Source organism: Pseudomonas sp. I3-I5, assembly GCF_022699445.1.
In the GTDB taxonomy this organism is placed as follows: domain Bacteria; phylum Pseudomonadota; class Gammaproteobacteria; order Pseudomonadales; family Pseudomonadaceae; genus Aquipseudomonas; species Aquipseudomonas fulva.
In genome coordinates, this window is the sequence record NZ_CP093940.1 from 3059490 (window position 1) to 3077003 (window position 17514).

11 protein-coding genes are annotated in these 17514 nt (G+C 62.8%); 5 read left to right on the forward strand and 6 right to left on the reverse strand.

The window, feature by feature from the left end; all coding sequences use genetic code 11:
• Nucleotides 1-30 precede the first annotated feature (30 nt).
• From ligA to MOP87_RS13575, 4 genes are all read right to left on the reverse strand, one after another.
• Entirely contained in the window at nt 31-2361 is a 2331-nt protein-coding gene (gene ligA / locus MOP87_RS13560) for an NAD-dependent DNA ligase LigA (protein ID WP_028687965.1), read from the reverse strand.
• Between the two features lie 225 nt (nt 2362-2586).
• Nucleotides 2587-3477: a cell division protein ZipA gene (zipA, locus tag MOP87_RS13565; protein WP_027916009.1), complete on the reverse strand. Its 891-nt coding sequence runs from the start codon at nt 3475-3477 to the stop codon at nt 2587-2589.
• Nucleotides 3478-3681: 204 nt separating this feature from the next.
• The gene (gene smc / locus MOP87_RS13570) at nt 3682-7173 is read right to left on the reverse strand and encodes a chromosome segregation protein SMC (protein ID WP_027916008.1); all 3492 of its coding nucleotides are present in this window, start codon (nt 7171-7173) and stop codon (nt 3682-3684) included.
• 3 nt (nt 7174-7176) lie between these two features.
• On the reverse strand, nt 7177-7836 hold the full coding sequence (locus MOP87_RS13575; RefSeq protein ID WP_023535885.1) for a GntR family transcriptional regulator: 660 nt from the start codon (nt 7834-7836) through the stop codon (nt 7177-7179).
• A gap of 268 nt (nt 7837-8104) precedes the next feature.
• Here MOP87_RS13575 and xdhA point away from each other — a divergent pair, with 268 nt between their 5' ends.
• The 4 genes from xdhA to guaD all read left to right on the forward strand — a co-directional run bounded on the left by xdhA (nt 8105) and on the right by guaD (nt 14195).
• Nucleotides 8105-9559 (forward strand): xanthine dehydrogenase small subunit, encoded by a 1455-nt coding sequence (xdhA, locus tag MOP87_RS13580; RefSeq protein ID WP_242809642.1) that lies wholly within the window; start codon nt 8105-8107, stop codon nt 9557-9559.
• Entirely contained in the window at nt 9552-11948 is a 2397-nt protein-coding gene (gene xdhB / locus MOP87_RS13585; RefSeq protein WP_028687966.1) for a xanthine dehydrogenase molybdopterin binding subunit, read from the forward strand. The genes xdhA and xdhB overlap by 8 nt, the downstream gene beginning before the upstream one ends.
• Nucleotides 11949-12028: 80 nt before the next feature.
• On the forward strand, nt 12029-12874 hold the full coding sequence (gene xdhC, locus MOP87_RS13590) for a xanthine dehydrogenase accessory protein XdhC (RefSeq protein ID WP_027916005.1): 846 nt from the start codon (nt 12029-12031) through the stop codon (nt 12872-12874).
• Nucleotides 12875-12884: 10 nt separating this feature from the next.
• Nucleotides 12885-14195 carry a guanine deaminase gene (guaD, locus tag MOP87_RS13595; protein ID WP_027916004.1) on the forward strand — a complete coding sequence of 437 codons (1311 nt, stop codon included), beginning with the start codon at nt 12885-12887 and terminating at the stop codon, nt 14193-14195.
• A 32-nt stretch (nt 14196-14227) separates the two neighbouring features.
• Here guaD and MOP87_RS13600 read toward each other — a convergent pair whose 3' ends face one another.
• Nucleotides 14228-14983 carry a GntR family transcriptional regulator gene (locus MOP87_RS13600; protein WP_027916003.1) on the reverse strand — a complete coding sequence of 252 codons (756 nt, stop codon included), beginning with the start codon at nt 14981-14983 and terminating at the stop codon, nt 14228-14230.
• A gap of 299 nt (nt 14984-15282) precedes the next feature.
• Between MOP87_RS13600 and MOP87_RS13605 the strand changes: the two genes are divergently transcribed.
• Nucleotides 15283-16632, forward strand: coding sequence for an NCS2 family permease (locus MOP87_RS13605; protein WP_049695645.1), 1350 nt, complete (start codon nt 15283-15285; stop codon nt 16630-16632).
• Between the two features lie 399 nt (nt 16633-17031).
• On the opposite strand, the gene uraH is transcribed toward MOP87_RS13605, so the two are convergent.
• A complete protein-coding gene (uraH, locus tag MOP87_RS13610) occupies nt 17032-17385 on the reverse strand; it encodes a hydroxyisourate hydrolase (RefSeq protein ID WP_242809644.1) in 354 nt (117 codons plus the stop codon).
• Nucleotides 17386-17514: the final 129 nt, after the last annotated feature.

A 17514-nucleotide genomic window follows, 5' to 3' on the forward strand; every position in this document is an offset into this window, starting at 1 on the left:
ACGCAGCGGGTCAGCACAGCCCCAGGGTGATCAGACCTCGATGCCCTGCTGGGCAAGAAACGCCACAAACGCCTCTTCATCGAGCACCTTCACGCCCAGCTCGCTGGCCTTGGCCAGCTTCGACCCGGCACCCGGCCCTGCCACCACGCAGTGGGTCTTGCCAGAAACCGACCCCGCCACTTTCGCACCCAGGCCTTCGAGCTTTTCCTTGGCGATGTCGCGGCTCATGCGTTCCAGGGAGCCGGTGAGCACCCAGGTCTGGCCCGCCAGAGGCAGCCCCTCGGCCACCTTCTTCTCGCTACGCCAGTGCATGCCGAAGGCCAGCAACTGCGCTTCGATGGCGTGGGCCAGTTGCTGGTTGGCTTCATCCCTGAAGAACGCGCGTACAGCCTCTGCCTGGCGCGTATTGAGCGCCTGGCGCAGGTCGATGCCATCCGCGGCGATGATCTTGTCCAGGCTGTCCAGGCGCGCCACCAGCTTCTGCGCGCCGGTCGGCCCTACCGAGGGGATGTCGAGCTTGGCGAGCAGGTCGGCCAGGGTGGTACTGGCGGCGAATTCGGCTGCCAGCTCGCCTTCGTCCTGCAACTGCATGCCGCTGTCCAGCAACTGGCGGATGACCTTCTGGTTGTGTTCGTCTTCAAAGAAGTTGTGAATCTCATGGGCCACTTCCAGGCCGATGTCCGGCAGGTAGGTGAGCACCTGCGGCAATGCCTGTTGCACGCGTGACAGGCTGCCCAGTGAGCGGGCCAGCACCTTGGCGGTTTCTTCACCGACATCGGGAATGCCCAGGGCATAGATGAAGCGGGCAAGGGTCGGCTGCTTGCTGGCGGCGATGGCTTCGAGCAGCTTGCGGCTCGACACTTCGGCAAAACCCTCGAGGCCTACGATTTGGTCGAACGCGAGCGTGTAAAGGTCGGCTGGTGAGGCAATCAGGCCCTCGTCCACCAACTGCTCCACGCTTTTCTCACCCAGCCCGTCGATATCCATCGCCCGGCGCGACACATAGTGAATGATCGCCTGCTTGAGCTGCGCCCCACAGGCCAGGCGGCCGACGCAGCGGTACACGGCCCCTTCGCTGGTCACTTCCCTGCCCTTGCTGCGCTTGACCAGCTGGGTGCGCTCCACGTGGGAGCCGCACACAGGGCATTGGCTGGGCACCTGCACTTCACGCGCCCCTTCCGGGCGACGCTCCAGCACCACCTGCATCACCTGCGGAATCACATCACCTGCGCGGCGGATGATGACCGTATCGCCGATGCGCAGGCCCAGGCGTGCGATTTCGTCCATGTTGTGCAACGTGGCATTGGACACCGTGACACCGGCGACCTTTACCGGCTTCAGACGGGCGACCGGGGTAACCGCGCCCGTGCGCCCCACCTGGAACTCCACGTCCAGCACCTCGGTGAGCTCCTCCATCGCCGGGAACTTATGGGCGATGGCCCAGCGCGGCTCCCGGGCACGGAAACCCAGCTCACGTTGTGCGGCCAGGCTGTTGACCTTGAACACCACGCCGTCGATCTCGTAAGGCAGGCTGTTACGCCGTTCACCGATGTCGCGGTAATAGTCCAGGCATTGCTCGATGCCGGCCGCGTGCTTGAGCTCACGACTGATCGGCAATCCCCATGCCTTGAGTTGCTCCAGCGTGGCGATATGGCTGTCGGCCACAGGCGCGGACACCTGACCGACACCGTAGCAGCAGAATTCCAGCGGGCGACTGGCAGTGATCTTGGAGTCCAGCTGACGCAGGCTGCCTGCCGCAGCATTGCGCGGGTTGGCGAACGTCTTGCCGCCAATGTCGGCCTGGGACGCATTGAGCCGGTCGAAGCCGGCCTTGCTCATGAACACCTCGCCCCGCACTTCCAGCACCGCAGGCCAGCCTTGGCCGTGCAGCTTCAAGGGAATGTTGCGCACGGTGCGCACGTTGGCGCTGATGTCCTCGCCGGTGGTGCCGTCGCCTCGCGTGGCACCCTGCACCAGATGACCGTCACGGTAGAGCAGGCTGACCGCCAGGCCATCGAGCTTGGGCTCGCAGCTGAAATCCACCGCGTCTGGCTGGTCCAGCCCCTCCGTCACGCGGCGACCGAACTCGCGCAGGTCGGCTTCTTCGAAGGCATTGCCCAGGCTGAGCATGGGAACCTCATGACGAACCTGGCTGAATGCAGCAAGGGCCGCACCACCTACCCGCTGGGTGGGCGAATCGGGCGTGACCAAGTGGGGGTGCTCGGCCTCCAGCGCCTTGAGTTCGTTGAACAGCCGGTCGTACTCGGCGTCGGGCACGCTGGGTTCGTCCAGCACATAGTAGCGGTAGTTGTGCTGGTCGAGTTCGGCACGCAGTTCGTGGATGCGGGTTTCAGCGGTCATTTTTCAGCTTCTCTTGCAAAACGAAAGAGCAGCCTGGCAGCGTCTGGAGGGCCAAGCCTGGTCATCGCCTTCTGCCTTAGGCAGCGAGCCCGCTTCACAGGTTCGACACAGACTCGAAAGACTGTGGTGAACCTGTGAAGCGGGCTCGCTTGCCGAAAGCCGATTCGATGAGCAAGAGGCCTGGGCCGACCAGCACGCCCCGAGGCTGCTCTTCGTCTGGATTTATCAGCGCTTCTGGGTCAGGGCGCGGCGCTCGAATTCCACGATGCGCTGGCGGTAGTGCTCGATGGTCTGCGCCGTCAACACGCTGCGCTGATCATCCTTGAGTTCACCGTTGAGCTCATGGGCCAGCTTGCGAGCGGCCGCCACCATCACGTCGAAGGCCTGCTTCGGATGGCGTGGGCCTGGCAGGCCGAGGAAGAAGCTCACCGCACGCGTGCTGAAATGGTCGATGTCATCCAGGTCGAAGATGCCCGGCTTGACGGCATTGGCCATGGAAAACAGCACTTCGCCGTGACCGGCCATGCTCTCGTGACGGTGGAAGATGTCCATCTCGCCGAACCGCAGGCCGCTCTCCAGAATGTTCTGCAGCAACGCCGGGCCTTTGAACCCGCCCTCGTCCCGGGAAATGACGCTGATCACCAGCACTTCCTCGGCCGGTGGCAGCTCCTTGACACTGTTGTTGGCCGTTGCTGGGGATGGGCTACGGCCATTGTCCGCGGCGAAGTCGTCTTCCTCGTCGATCACGATATCCGCTTCGCGGGAAGGCGCGCTGAAGCCTGCGTCAACGCGTGGCGCTTCTGCAGCCGTCGGGCGTTTTGGCCACTTGCTGACCTTGGCGGGCTTGGGCTCACGCTCACGGTCGCGATCCGAGGCACTGAGCGACGGCAGATCACTTTCGTCCAGCTCAGGCTCCCTGTGGGTGTCGAGCACGCGGGGTGGGCCAAGTACTTCGGCGCCACCGCCTTCATCGTCCGCCGCATTGGCATAACTGCGGTCCAGACGGAATTTCAACTTGCCCTTGCCGCCGCGCATACGGCGCCAGCCGTCGAAAAGAATGCCGGCAATGACAATGATGCCGATAAGGATCAGCCACTCGCGCAGACCGATTTCCATGTAATCCCGTGCCTCTAATAAATATGCTGAAAACAAAGGCTTCAAAGGCCTTTAACACGTGGCGCCAAGCCTATGTTCTGACAGGCGTTTTACCCACGCAGAAAACGAGTGACATAAAGCTAGCACGACCAAAGACAACTTTACACCGTCTGTCTCACATGACAGGGGCATTTCAATGAAGATTGTGCCGTTTGACTACAGGTTTCACGCATCGACCATCGCCATTGCCGCCTCCACGTCCACGGCCACCAGGCGCGAACAGCCTGGCTCGTGCATCGTGACACCCATCAACTGGTCGGCCATTTCCATGGCGATCTTGTTGTGCGTGATGTAGATGAACTGCACGCTCTCACTCATTTCCTTCACCAGCCGGGCATACCGCCCGACGTTGGCATCGTCCAGCGGTGCGTCGACTTCATCGAGCATGCAGAACGGTGCGGGGTTCAACTTGAAGATGGCAAACACCAGCGCCAAGGCGGTCAGTGCTTTTTCGCCACCGGACAGCAGATGAATGGTGCTGTTCTTCTTGCCCGGTGGTCGCGCCATGATCGTCACCCCTGTATCGAGTAGATCTTCGCCCGTCAGTTCCAGATAAGCGCTGCCACCGCCGAAAACTTTTGGGAAAAGTGCCTGCAATCCGGCATTTATCTGATCAAAGGTATCTTTGAAGCGGTGGCGGGTTTCCTTGTCGATCTTGCGAATGACATTTTCGAGTGTGTCCAACGCTTCGACCAGGTCAGCATCCTGGGCATCGAGGTAGCGCTTGCGCTCGGACTGCTGTTCGTATTCCTCGATGGCGGCCAGGTTGATCGCGCCCAGCCGCTGGATACGGGCCTCCAGTTGCTCCAAAGCCTGCTCGGTGCCGGCCTCGGTAACGTCGGGCTCGACCGTGGCGAGAACACCCTGCAAGTCGTAACCGTCGGCAAGCAACTGCTCCTGCAACGTGGTACGCCGCACTTCCAGGCCCTGACATTCCAGACGCAGTTGTTCAAGTTGACCGCGCAGCAACTGGGCCTGCTGCTCGGCCTGGGTGCGGCGCTTTTCGGCATCGCGCAGTTCGCGGTCGGCCTCGTCCATCTGCAAGCGTGCCTGGCGCATTTCTTCGTCGACGCCCATGCGCCGTTCCAGCAGCTCTTCGAGCTTGAGCCGCAGTTCCTCCAACGGCGCCTCCCCCTCCTCCAGGTTCAGGCTCAACTGCTCCTGTCGCTCGCTCAGACGGGCCGCCTGCAGTTCCAGGCGTTCCAGAGCCTGACGCGTGGAGTCATGCTGGGCGCGCAACGACCCCAGGCGCACCGCCAGTTGGTGGGCATGATCCTTGTGCTGCCTGGCTTCCTGGCGAATACGGTCCAGGCCCTCACGCAGCCGGTCGCGCTGGGCCAGCAGCACTTCGCGCTGGTCGGTGTCCTGGGCCATCAGTTCGAGGGCATCCTGCAACAGCAAGCGGGCTTCGCCCAGCTGCTCATGCTCAAGGGCGCGCTGCTCGTCGAGCTCCGCCAGCTCCTCTTCCAGACGGCGGCGGCGCAGCGCGACCTGTTCGGCGCGGGCACGGTTGGCTGACAAGCTGGCCTTGAGCTCGGCCTGCAAGCGGTTTTCTTCCTGGGCGCGACGGCGTACCTGCTCGCGCTGCGCTTCCAGGTGCTGCTGCTGTTCACGCAAAGTCTGCAACTGCTGTTCAAGCTGCTGCAAGGCGATGTGCTGCTCGCGCTGACTGTGCTCGAGTCGTTCGATTTCCTGACCGCGCGCCAGCACGCCGCTCTCACCGCTACCCCCGCGGCGCACACGCAGGCTGTTTCGAGAGACCCAGTAGCCATCGCGGCTGACCAGGCTCTGCCCTTCGCCCAACCCGGCACGCAAGGCCAGGGCCTCGGCCAGGTCTTCCACGGGCCTGACCTGGCCCAGCCATGGCGCCAGGTCAACAGGACCCTGCACCCTGTCTAGCAGGCTGCCGGAAGTCGCTGCCTGGCTGGCGCAAGCCGCGAGCAGCAGGCTTACATCGCCCTGCTGCAAGCCTGCCAGGTCCAACGGTGCAAAGTCGTCCACCAGCACCGCTTGCAAATCGGCGCCCAGCACGGTTTCCACCGCAAGCTCCCACCCGGGCTCCACGCGCAGCGCTTGTGCCAGGCGGGGGCAGTCTGCCAACCCCTGCCCCTGCAACCACTCGCCCACACCAGCGCCTGGGTCCAGGGCTGCCTGTTGCAGGGCTTCCAGCGATGCCAGGCGCCCGCCCAGGCGTTGCATATCGCCCTGGGCCTGCTGCTGAGCCAGCCCAGCCTCCTGCAGCGCCTGGCGCACCGTTTCCAGGCGCTCGATAACCTGCTCTTCCTCCTGTTGCAGTGCTTCGAGCGACAACTCGCTGCTGGCCAACTGTTCAACCTGCTCCAGCATGGCTGCGTCTTGCGGGTCTTCGCCCAACTGCGCCTGCTCGTCGGTGAGTTTGCGCTGACGCTCGGCCAGTCGCTCCAGGCCGCTTTCCAACTGCTGCAAGCGCGCCTGCTGCACCTCGGCCTGGCGACGCGGTTCAGCCGAGCGACTGTTGAAGGTGTCCCATTGCTCCTGCCACCCGTGCATGCCTGACTCGGCCTCTTCCAGCACGGCAGCGCTTTCTTCGGCAGCCTCCAGGGTCAGCGCCTGCTCGGGCTCAAGCATGGCCAGTTCTTCGCCCAGGGTTGCCAGCAGCGTACGGTCATGCCCCAGGTGCGATTCGGTTTCCTGGCGCGTGCGCTCGGCTTCCTTGAAATCGTCCTGCAACTGGCGCAGGCGTTGTTGGCCGTGCTGAATGCTCTGCTCGACCCGGGCGATGTCGCCGGCCACCGAGTAGAACCGGGCCTGCACCTGGTTGAAGCGCTCGGACAGCTCATGATGACCGTCACGCAGCCGCTCGATACTGGCATCGGCATTGCGCTGCTCGGCCACCAGTGCCTCGAAGGACACATCCTGGTTACCGATCACCGACTGGCGCTGACGAACCCGTTCATCCAGCTCGCGCCAGCGCAGCGCCGCCAGGCGTGCCTTGAGCTGGCGTTCCTGCGCCTTGTATTCACGGTACTTCTCGGCCGCCTGGGCCTGGCGGTGCAGGCGTTCGAGCTGGCGTTCCAGCTCCTCGCGAAGGTCGGTCAGGCGCGCCAGGTTCTCCTGGGTGCGGCGGATGCGGTTTTCGGTTTCGCGGCGACGCTCCTTGTATTTGGAGATACCGGCCGCTTCCTCGATGAAATTACGCAGTTCCTCGGGCTTGGCTTCGATCAGCTTGGAGATCATGCCCTGTTCGATGATCGAGTAGCTGCGTGGCCCAAGGCCGGTGCCCAGGAAAATATCGGTGATGTCCCGGCGCCTGCACTTGGTGCCGTTGAGGTAGTAGCTGTTCTGGCTATCGCGGGTCACCTTGCGCCGAATCGAGATCTCGGCGTAGGCGGCATACTCGCCCACGAGCGTGGTTTCGCTGTTGTCGAACACCAGTTCGATGCTGGCCTGGCTGACTGGCTTGCGGCCGCTGGAGCCGTTGAAGATGACGTCGGTCATCGACTCGCCGCGCAGGTTCTTTGCCGAACTTTCGCCCATCACCCAACGCACGGCGTCGATGATGTTGGACTTGCCACAGCCATTGGGGCCCACGACCGCCGCCATGTTGCTCGGGAAGTTGACGGTGGTGGGGTCGACGAATGACTTGAACCCCGCCAGGCGGATGCATTTGAGGCGCATCGATCAGGGCCGGGCCAGCGCCGCCAGTACCAGTTCGCAACTGCGCTGGCCATAGGCGGTGAGTACTTCACGAATGCGCGGCAAGTCGCGCAGCACCACCGCCTCGAGCAAGTGACTGAACAGGCCCAGGTAATCGACCATGTTCGCTTGACGCTGGTCCAGGGACAGGTAGTAGGCGCGGCTCATGGCGGGTTGCAGGTTCTCGACGGTTTCCTGGAGGAACGGATTGTCGGCGAAGGGATAGGCGGCACGCATTACCTCGAAGCTCTCGGCCACGAACGCCTCGATGTCACGCGCGGCGTGAGCCACCTGAAGACGCTGTTGAATGTCCAGAAACGGGCGCAGTTCGTCTTCGTTGCGCCAGCGTTGTGCAACCGCGTTGCCCAGCAGGATGTAGAACTCGCTCATGAGCGTGCACAGGCTGCGCACACTGCGCTCGTCCAGCTCGGTGACGTGGGCGCCACGGCGCGGCAATATCGCCACCAGGTGGCGGCGCTCGAGGATCAGCAGCGCTTCACGCACCGAACCCCGACTGACGTTGAGCGCCTGGGTCACCTTCTGTTCCTGGATACGCTCTGCAGGCGCCAGTTCGCCGCGGATGATGCGCTCGGCCAGGTAATCGGCGATCTGCTCGGCGAGGCTGTCCGGGGCCTTGAACGTCATGGTTTTCCTTCAAATCACTGAACGGGGCACAAGGGGGCGGATTGTAGCCTACTTGCCCCTGGGAAGCGCAGCGGTGTATCGCGGTTTATTTGACCGCCCGGACAGCTGCCGGGTCGGCGCGATCTATGCTTGGTGTAAGCACCATCAACCAGGGTGGGCCGGCCGCCGAGCAATTTCCTGACCTTTGAGTCAGAAAAACATTGACCCGCGTGACAGGTGTTGCTTAGAGTCGGCCCAACAACAATAAAACCATTGCGAGGCCATCCCCGTGATCCAGTTTCTCGTCAACCAGGAGCTGCGCAGCGAGCACGCCCTGGACCCGAACATGACCGTGCTGCAGTACCTGCGCGAGCAGTTGGGCAAACCCGGCACCAAAGAGGGCTGCGCCAGCGGTGACTGTGGCGCCTGCACCGTGGTGATCGGTGAACTGACTCAGGACGACGCCGGCAACGATGCCTTGCGCTATCGCAGCCTCAATTCCTGCCTGACGTTCGTGTCCAGTTTGCACGGCAAGCAACTGATCAGCGTCGAAGACCTCAAGCACCAAGGCCAGCTGCACAGCGTGCAACAAGCCATGGCGGACTGCCATGGATCGCAATGCGGTTTCTGCACGCCAGGTTTCGTCATGTCGTTGTTCGCCCTGCAAAAGAACAGTCAGGGTGCCGACGTGCATCAAGCCCAGGAAGCACTGGCGGGCAACCTGTGCCGCTGCACGGGCTACCGGCCCATCCTGGACGCGGCCCGGCAGAGCTGCCGGCAGCCCTGCCACGATCAGTTCGATGCCCAGCAAGCGCAGACCATCGCCCGCCTCAAGGCCATTGCACCGTCGCAGACCGGCGAGCTGAACAGTGGCGACAAACGTTGCCTGGTCCCGCTGACCGTCGCCGACCTGGCCGAGCTGTACAGCTCGCACCCCGAAGCCAGGCTGCTGGCTGGTGGTACCGACCTGGCGCTGGAACTCACGCAAATGCACAAGACCCTGCCGGTGATGATCTACGTGGGGCATGTGGCCGAGCTCAAGCGGATCGAGCAGACCGCCACCCACCTAGAAATCGGTGCTGCCACCCCACTGACCGACTGCTACCAGGCGTTGAATGCGCAGTACCCGGACTTCGGCGCGCTGCTGCATCGCTTCGCTTCGTTGCAAATCCGCAACCAGGGCACCCTGGGCGGCAACATCGGCAACGCTTCGCCCATCGGCGACTCACCGCCCTTGTTGATCGCACTGGATGCCCAGGTGGTCCTGCGCCAGGGCGAGCGCCAGCGCACGATGCCGCTGGAAGCCTATTTCATCGACTACCGCATCACCGCCCGGCAAGACAGCGAGTTCATCGAGAAGATCCTGGTACCCCTCGCCCGGCACGACTGGACGTTCCGCGCCTACAAGGTTTCCAAGCGCCTGGACGATGATATTTCGGCGGTGTGCGCAGCCTTCAATCTGAGCATCGAGCACGGTGTGGTCAACGGGGCACGCATCGCCTTTGGCGGCATGGCCGCCATCCCCAAGCGCGCCCGTGCCTGCGAGGCGGCGTTACTGGGCCAGCCCTGGAACAAGGCCAGCGTGGAGCGCGCCTGCCAGGCATTGGCCGAAGACTTCACCCCGCTCAGCGACTTCCGCGCCAGCCAGCAGTACCGCCTGCTGACCGCGCAGAACCTGCTGCGCAAGTACTTCATCGAACAGCAAACGCCGCACATCGAAACCCGGGTGACCGCTTATGTCTAATCATCATGTGGCAAAAAGCCAGGCCGAAATGGCCGACCTGTTCCGCCAGGACCTGACCACCGGGGTCGGGCGCAGCGTCAAGCACGACAGCGCCGACAAGCACGTGTCCGGCGAAGCGCTGTACATCGATGACCGACTGGAATTCCCCAACCAGTTGCACGTCTACGCACGCACCGCAGACCGTGCCCACGCGCGCATCCTGCGCATCGACACCACGCCCTGCTATGCCTTCGAAGGGGTACGCATCGCGATTACCCATGAGGACATACCCGGGCTCAAGGACATTGGACCGGTGGTGGCAGGCGACCCCTTGCTGGCCATCGACAAGGTCGAGTTCTTTGGCCAGCCGGTCCTGGCCGTGGCCGCACGTGACCTGGACACCGCACGCCGCGCCGCCATGGCAGCCATCATCGAATACGAGGACCTCGAACCGGTGCTCGATGTGGTCGAGGCGCTGCGCAAGCGGCACTTCGTGCTCGACAGCCATACCCACCAGCGCGGTGACAGCGCCGCGGCCCTGGCCAGCGCGCCGCATCGCCTGCAAGGCACCCTGCACATCGGTGGCCAGGAACACTTCTACCTGGAGACACAGATTTCCTCGGTGATGCCCACCGAGGACGGCGGCATGATCGTCTACTGCTCCACTCAGAACCCCACCGAGGTGCAGAAACTGGTGGCCGAAGTGCTTGATGTGCCCATGAACAAAGTGGTGCTGGACATGCGCCGCATGGGCGGCGGCTTTGGCGGCAAGGAAACCCAGGCCGCGAGCCCGGCCTGCCTGTGCGCCGTCATCGCCCGCCTGACCGGGCAACCGACGAAGATGCGCTTGCCTCGGGTCGAGGACATGACCATGACCGGCAAGCGACACCCCTTCTACGTCGAGTACGACGTGGGCTTCGACGACCAGGGTCGCCTGCACGGCATCAACCTGGACCTGGCCGGCAACTGTGGCTATTCCCCAGACCTGTCCGGCTCGATCGTCGACCGCGCCATGTTCCATTCCGACAACGCCTACTACCTGGGCGATGCCACCGTCCACGGGCATCGCTGCAAGACCAACACCGCGTCGAACACGGCCTACCGAGGCTTTGGCGGGCCGCAGGGCATGGTCGCCATCGAGCAGGTGATGGACCATATCGCCCGATACCTTGGCCGCGACCCGCTGGCTGTGCGCAAGGCCAACTATTACGGCAAGGACGAGCGCAACGTTACCCATTATTACCAGACCGTCGAGCACAACATGCTCGAGGAAATGACCGCCGAGCTTGAAGCCAGCAGTGATTACGCCGAACGGCGAGCGGCCATCGGTCGCTTCAATGCCGGCAGCCCGATCCTGAAAAAAGGCCTGGCGCTGACCCCGGTCAAGTTCGGCATCTCCTTCACCGCCACCTTCCTCAACCAGGCAGGGGCGCTGATCCACATCTACACCGATGGCAGTATTCACCTGAACCACGGTGGCACTGAGATGGGCCAGGGCCTGAACACCAAGGTGGCGCAGGTGGTGGCCCAGGTCTTCCAGGTGGATATCGACCGGATCCAGATCACCGCCACCAACACCGACAAGGTGCCCAACACCTCCCCCACCGCTGCTTCGAGTGGGGCCGACTTGAACGGCAAGGCCGCCCAGCATGCCGCCGAGATTCTCAAGAAGCGTTTGACCGAGTTTGCCGCCAGGCATTACCAGGTCACCGAGGAAGACGTCGAGTTCCGTAATGGCCACGTGCGTGTGCGCGACCAGATCGTCAGTTTCGAGCAGTTGGTGCAGCAGGCTTATTTCGGTCAGGTGTCGCTGTCGAGCACCGGGTTCTACCGCACACCAAAGATCTTCTATGACCGCAGCCAGGCACGGGGCCGCCCCTTCTACTACTACGCCTTCGGCGCGGCCTGCGTGGAAGTGATCGTCGACACCCTGACCGGCGAGTACAAGATGTTGCGTGCCGACATCCTGCACGATGTGGGCGACTCGCTGAACCCGGCCATCGACATCGGGCAAGTCGAGGGCGGATTCATCCAGGGCATGGGCTGGCTCACCACCGAGGAGCTGGTGTGGAACGCCAAGGGCAAACTCGTGACCAATGGGCCGGCCAGCTACAAGATCCCAGCGGTGGCCGACATGCCGCTGGACATGCGGGTCAAGCTGGTGGAGAACCGCAAGAACCCAGAGGACACGGTGTTCCATTCCAAGGCGGTGGGCGAGCCGCCGTTCATGCTCGGAATTGCCGCCTGGTGCGCGATCAAGGATGCGGTGGCCAGCCTGGCCGACTACCGCGTGCAGCCGAACATAGACGCCCCTGCCACGCCAGAACGGGTGTTGTGGGGCTGCGAGCAAATGCGCAAGGCGGCTGCCGTGCAACCTGCGGTGCAGGAACTGGACGCAGTGAACAATTGAAGGTGCGTTGCCTGTTCGGGCCCCATTGCCGGCAAGTCGGCAGGAAGGCCTGAACTGGCATCCACAGGAGGATCTTGCATATGCACCAATGGATCAACGCCCTGGCCGAACATCAAGCCCGCGGTGAGGCCTGCGTACTGGTGACCATCATCGAGGAGCGCGGCTCCACCCCGCGCAATGCCGGTTCGAAGATGGTGGTCAGCGCGTGCGGTTCATACGACACCATCGGCGGCGGCCATCTGGAATACAAGGCGCTGCATATCGCCCGGCAGATGCTCCTTGAGCAACGCGGCACCCCCCATTTGGAACGCTTCAGCCTGGGCGCCAGCCTCGGCCAGTGCTGCGGGGGCGTGACGGTGCTGTTGTTCGAACCCATGGCCGCCGTGCAAGCGCAGATCGCGGTATTCGGCGCGGGCCATGTAGGCCGGGCTCTGGTACCCTTGCTCGCCGCGCTGCCCTGCCGGGTGCGCTGGATCGATTCGCGCGAGCAGGAATTTCCTGCCCAGATCCCTGCTGGCGTGACGCGCGTGGTGAGCGAGGAGCCGGTCGACGAAGTGGCAGACCTGCCGCCGGGCTGCTACTGCATCGTCATGACCCATAACCATCAGCTCGACCTGGAGCTGACCGCTGCCATCCTCAAGCGCAACGATTTCACCTGGTTCGGCCTGATCGGCTCGAAGACCAAGCGGGTCAAGTTCGAGCATCGCCTGCGCGAGCGCGGGTTCGATGCCGCCGTGGTGGCCCGCATGCGGTGCCCGATGGGCCTGACCGAGGTCAAGGGCAAGCTGCCCATCGAAATCGCCGTGTCCATCGCCGGCGAAATCATCGCCACCTACAACGCCCGCTTCGGCCAGCACGATGCTGCCGCCAACGCCGGCCCCATTGCCCAGTTGCTGCCGCCTTCACGGCGCAGCCAAGCCATTTGACGAGTGAGATATGACCGTTACCCGCAAAGCCTACCGAGCCGCCATCCTGCACAGCATCGCCGACCCGGCCGAGGTCGGCCTGGACGCTTCCCATGAGTATTTCGAAGACGGCCTGCTGGTGATCGACGGCGGACGCATCCAGGCCGTGGGCCATGCCAGTGACCTGTTGCCGACCCTGGACGCCGACATACCGGTAGAGCACTACCAGGACGCATTGATCACCCCAGGTTTCATCGACACCCACATCCACTTCCCGCAGACCGGCATGATCGGCTCCTACGGTGAGCAGTTGCTGGACTGGTTGAACACCTACACCTTCCCTTGCGAGAAGCAATTCGCCGATAAGGACCACGCTGACCAGGTGGCGCACATCTTTCTCAAGGAGCTGCTGCGTAACGGCACCACTACCGCACTGGTGTTCGGCAGTGTGCACCCCGAATCGGTCAATGCCTTGTTCGAGGAAGCCGAGCGCCTGGACCTGCGCCTGATCGCCGGCAAGGTGATGATGGACCGCAATGCCCCCGATTACCTGACCGACACCGCCGAGTCCGGTTACGCTCAGAGCAAGGCGCTGATCGAGCGCTGGCATGGCAAGGGTCGTCTGCATTATGCCGTCACCCCGCGTTTCGCACCGACTAGCACGCCTGAGCAGTTGGCACGGGCCGGCCAACTGCTCAAGGAACACCCAGGCGTCTACCTGCACACGCACCTGTCGGAGAACCTTCAGGAAATCGACTGGGTCAAGTCGCTGTTCCCCGAACAGAAAGGCTACCTGGATGTGTACGACCACTTCGAACTGCTGGGCGAGCGCTCGGTATTCGCCCATGGCGTGCACCTGTGCGACGAAGAATGCCAGCGCTTGGCAGAAACGGGCTCGGCGATCGCGTTCTGTCCCACCTCCAACCTGTTCCTGGGCAGCGGGCTGTTCAACCTGCCCCAGGCGGAGCGTTTCAAGGTCAATGTCGGCCTGGGCACCGACGTAGGCGCCGGCACCAGCTTCTCGCTGCTCAACACGCTCAATGAGGCGTACAAGGTGATGCAACTGCAAGGTGCACGCCTGCACCCCTACAAGTCGCTCTACCTGGCGACCCTGGGCGGTGCGCGTGCGCTGCGCCTGGATGACCGGATTGGCAGCCTGCGCCCGGGCAATGACGCGGACTTCGTGGTGCTGGACTACAAGGCAACGCCTTTGCTGGACTATCGCCTGCAGCAGTCCAGAAGCATCGAGGAGACGTTGTTCGTGTTGACCACCCTGGGCGACGACCGCACGGTTCGTGAAACCTATGCGGCCGGCCGTTGCGTGCATCAGCGCGAAGGATAAGGTTCGCGCTTGATGCGAGCCCAGGCGAGCGGTCAGTTCTTGACCGCGACCTTGGGCTTTTTCAACAGATGGGAGAACACCGCGTGCAGATCGTCCGAGGCACTCTCCTCATCCAGGTTCAGCTTGCTGTCGATGTGGTCCATGTGATGCATCATCAGGCTGACGGCCTGGGCGGCGTCACGCGCTTCGATAGCATCGATCAGTTGCAGGTGTTCGTCGTACGAGCAATGGGAACGGTTGCCGCTTTCGTACTGGGCGATGATCAGCGACGTCTGCGATACCAGGCTGCGCTGGAAGCTGACCAACGGCGCATTACCGGCCGCTTCGGCGAGCTTAAGGTGAAACTCGCCGGACAACCGGATACCGGCACCGCGATCCCCTCGAGAAAAGCTGTCGCGCTCTTCGCGGACCATCTGCCTAAGCTCGGCCAACTGCTCGGCCGTGGCGTGCTCCACGGCAAGCTCGGTGATGGCGCGCTCGACCATGCGCCGCGAGAAGAACACCTGGCGCGCCTCCTCCACGGTTGGGCTGGCGACCACGGCACCTCGGTTGGGCCGCAGCAGCACCACGCTCTCATGAGCCAGCCGTGACAGGGCCCGACGAATGATGGTGCGGCTGACGCCGAAAATCTCGCCCAGCGCCTCTTCGCTGAGCTTGGTGCCCGGCGCCAGACGTTGCTCCAGGATGGCCTCGAAGATGTGCGCATAGACAATGTCGTCCTGGGTACCACTGCGGCCGGCCTTGCCGGTACGCGCGGGTTTTTTCAGGGGTTGCAGCTGTTCGTTCATGGGCTCTCGAGGCACGAAGGAAAGTATGGCGTCATTGTACACAGGCTGAGCCGTTTCTGCAGGCGCGCTTTAACGCATATAGCGATTGTTCACCACACCCGGCATACAAAACATAAAACAGTATTTGCTTTCTTTGTACACAAAAGCATAATCGCTCAGGCAACTTCCTGACCTTACGGTCAACAATATCCAGCGACATTGCAAGCCGCTGGACAGTTGCCGCCCTCGCGGAGCCGCCAAGTGCATTGCTCAGGACCACGGGCTCCATAACAACAAGAAAGACTTGAGGAGTACTCGCTGTGGAAAGCCGCAAAACCGAAGTCCCTACGCTGGACATCGCCTCACCGCCCGCCACGGGTTGGCTGGAGCGCATTTTCAAACTCAGGCAACACGGCAGTACCGTCAAGACCGAGCTGATCGCCGGGGTGACCACCTTCATCACCATGGCCTACATCATTTTCGTCAACCCCAACATCATGGCCGATGCCGGCATCGATCATGGCGCCGCCTTCGTGGCGACCTGCATCGCCGCCGCCCTCGGCTGTCTGCTCATGGGGCTGTATGCCAACTGGCCGGTGGGCCTGGCGCCTGGCATGGGCCTCAATGCGTTCTTCACCTACACCGTGGTCGGCACCATGGGCTACAACTGGGAAACGGCGCTGGGCGCGGTCTTCATCTCCGGCGTGCTGTTCATGTTCCTGACGCTGTCCAAGGTGCGCGAGTGGCTGCTCAACAGCATCCCCGTCAGCCTGCGCCATGCCATGGGCGCCGGTGTGGGCCTGTTCCTCGGCCTGATCGGCCTGAAGACAGCAGGCATCATCGTCGACAGCCCCGCCACCCTGATCAAGCTCGGTTCGCTGCATGAACCAGGCCCGCTGTTGGCGGCGGTGTGCTTCCTGCTGATCGCCATCCTCAGCTACAAGCGGGTATTCGGGGCGATCCTGATCAGCATCATCGGCGTGACGCTGGCGGGCTGGGGCCTGGGGCTGGTGAAGTTCGGTGGCGTGGTGTCGATGCCGCCCAGCCTGGCACCGACCTGGATGGCCATGGACGTGGCGGGCGTGTTCAACGTGAGCATGATCAGCGTGGTCCTGGCGTTTCTGTTCGTGCACATGTTCGACACCGCCGGCACGCTGATGGGCGTGGCACAGCGGGCGAACCTGGTGGCCCCCGACGGCCGTATCGAGAACCTGTCCAGGGCCCTCAAGGCCGACAGTGCGTCGAGCGTGTTTGGCGCGGTGGTCGGCGTGCCGCCGGTCACCAGCTATGTGGAAAGCGCAGCGGGGGTGGCCGCCGGGGGTCGCACCGGCCTGACGGCGGTGGTAGTGGGCGTGCTGTTCATCGCCGCCATGTTCTTCGCACCGCTGGCCGGCATGATCCCGGCCTATGCTACCGCAGGTGCCTTGATCTATGTCGCGATGCTGATGATGGGCAGCATGGCGCACATCAATTGGGACGAGGCGACCGACAGCATTCCGGCGATCGTCACCGTGATCATGATGCCACTGACGTTCTCGGTGGCCGATGGCATTGCGCTGGGTTTCATCAGCTACGTGGCATTGAAGGCCGGTACGGGTAAGTACAAGGAGATTTCCGCCAGCTTGTGGGTACTGTGCGCGATCTTCATTGCCAAGTTCATATTTCTTTGACCCGATCCTCTGCGGACAAAGGCGCCTGAGCGCCTAAGTCCGCAGAGGCGGAATGTAACTCATGACCCTGGTACGAGAAATACCGCTTTGTACTACCTTCGCACACTGCCGTTTATCCAGGCGCATAAGCAATGCGAACGCTCAGCACTGGGGCGCATGCCTTATCGGTGTAAACCGCCGGCCAGTACCTCAAGGCCACCTCTCTGCGGGGTGAGCGCAACAACCGTGCACCGTATTTGGAGCTCATCGCAGTGCAAGGCCGCACCTGCTTGAGATGCGCTTGCCTACTGGCGCGGTGCAGGTCTGGATAGATTGAGAATCTGACGCGTACCCAACGCAAAAAAAAGCCCGCCAGTGTGAGAGCGGGCAAGGACCTACGAAGATTCTTCTAGCGACCAACTAGCTTCCACGATAGGTCGAATAACTGTAAGGCGAGATCAGCAGCGGCACATGGTAGTGCTCCTGCTGCGCATCGATGCCAAAGCGCAATACCACCACATCCAGGAACGGCTGTTCAGGCAGCGCCACGCCTCGCCCGCGGTAGTAGTCACCAGCATTGAACTGCAGCTGGTAAACACCGGAACGGTAGTCATCGCCTTGCAACAATGGCGAATCGACGCGGCCATCGCTGTTAGTGAGCGCCGTGGTGACCAGCGTCAGCTGGCTGCCTTCGACACGGTACAACTCCACGTTGATTGCGCTGCCTGGGCAGCCATGGGCTGCGTCCAGTACGTGAGTGGTCAAACGTCCCATCTGCTTGTCGCCTCGTGTTTGCCAGGGGCAAGTACGCACGGCAGTGACCCGAATCGGGGCAGCGTGCGCCTTGGATGAACGCAATTAAGACATTCGCAAAGTAAATTGTACACAATTTTTTTGCTTTCC

What these genes read in the sequence shown, in the direction of transcription:
- ligA (WP_028687965.1), bottom strand. Translation starts at nt 2,361, where the DNA reads ATGACCGCTGAAACCCGCATCCACGAACTGCGTGCCGAACTCGACCAG.
- zipA (WP_027916009.1), bottom strand. Translation starts at nt 3,477, where the DNA reads ATGGAAATCGGTCTGCGCGAGTGGCTGATCCTTATCGGCATCATTGTC.
- smc (WP_027916008.1), bottom strand. Translation starts at nt 7,173, where the DNA reads ATGCGCCTCAAATGCATCCGCCTGGCGGGGTTCAAGTCATTCGTCGAC.
- MOP87_RS13575 (WP_023535885.1), bottom strand. Translation starts at nt 7,836, where the DNA reads ATGACGTTCAAGGCCCCGGACAGCCTCGCCGAGCAGATCGCCGATTAC.
- xdhB (WP_028687966.1), top strand. Translation starts at nt 9,552, where the DNA reads ATGTCTAATCATCATGTGGCAAAAAGCCAGGCCGAAATGGCCGACCTG.
- xdhC (WP_027916005.1), top strand. Translation starts at nt 12,029, where the DNA reads ATGCACCAATGGATCAACGCCCTGGCCGAACATCAAGCCCGCGGTGAG.
- guaD (WP_027916004.1), top strand. Translation starts at nt 12,885, where the DNA reads ATGACCGTTACCCGCAAAGCCTACCGAGCCGCCATCCTGCACAGCATC.
- MOP87_RS13600 (WP_027916003.1), bottom strand. Translation starts at nt 14,983, where the DNA reads ATGAACGAACAGCTGCAACCCCTGAAAAAACCCGCGCGTACCGGCAAG.
- uraH (WP_242809644.1), bottom strand. Translation starts at nt 17,385, where the DNA reads ATGGGACGTTTGACCACTCACGTACTGGACGCAGCCCATGGCTGCCCA.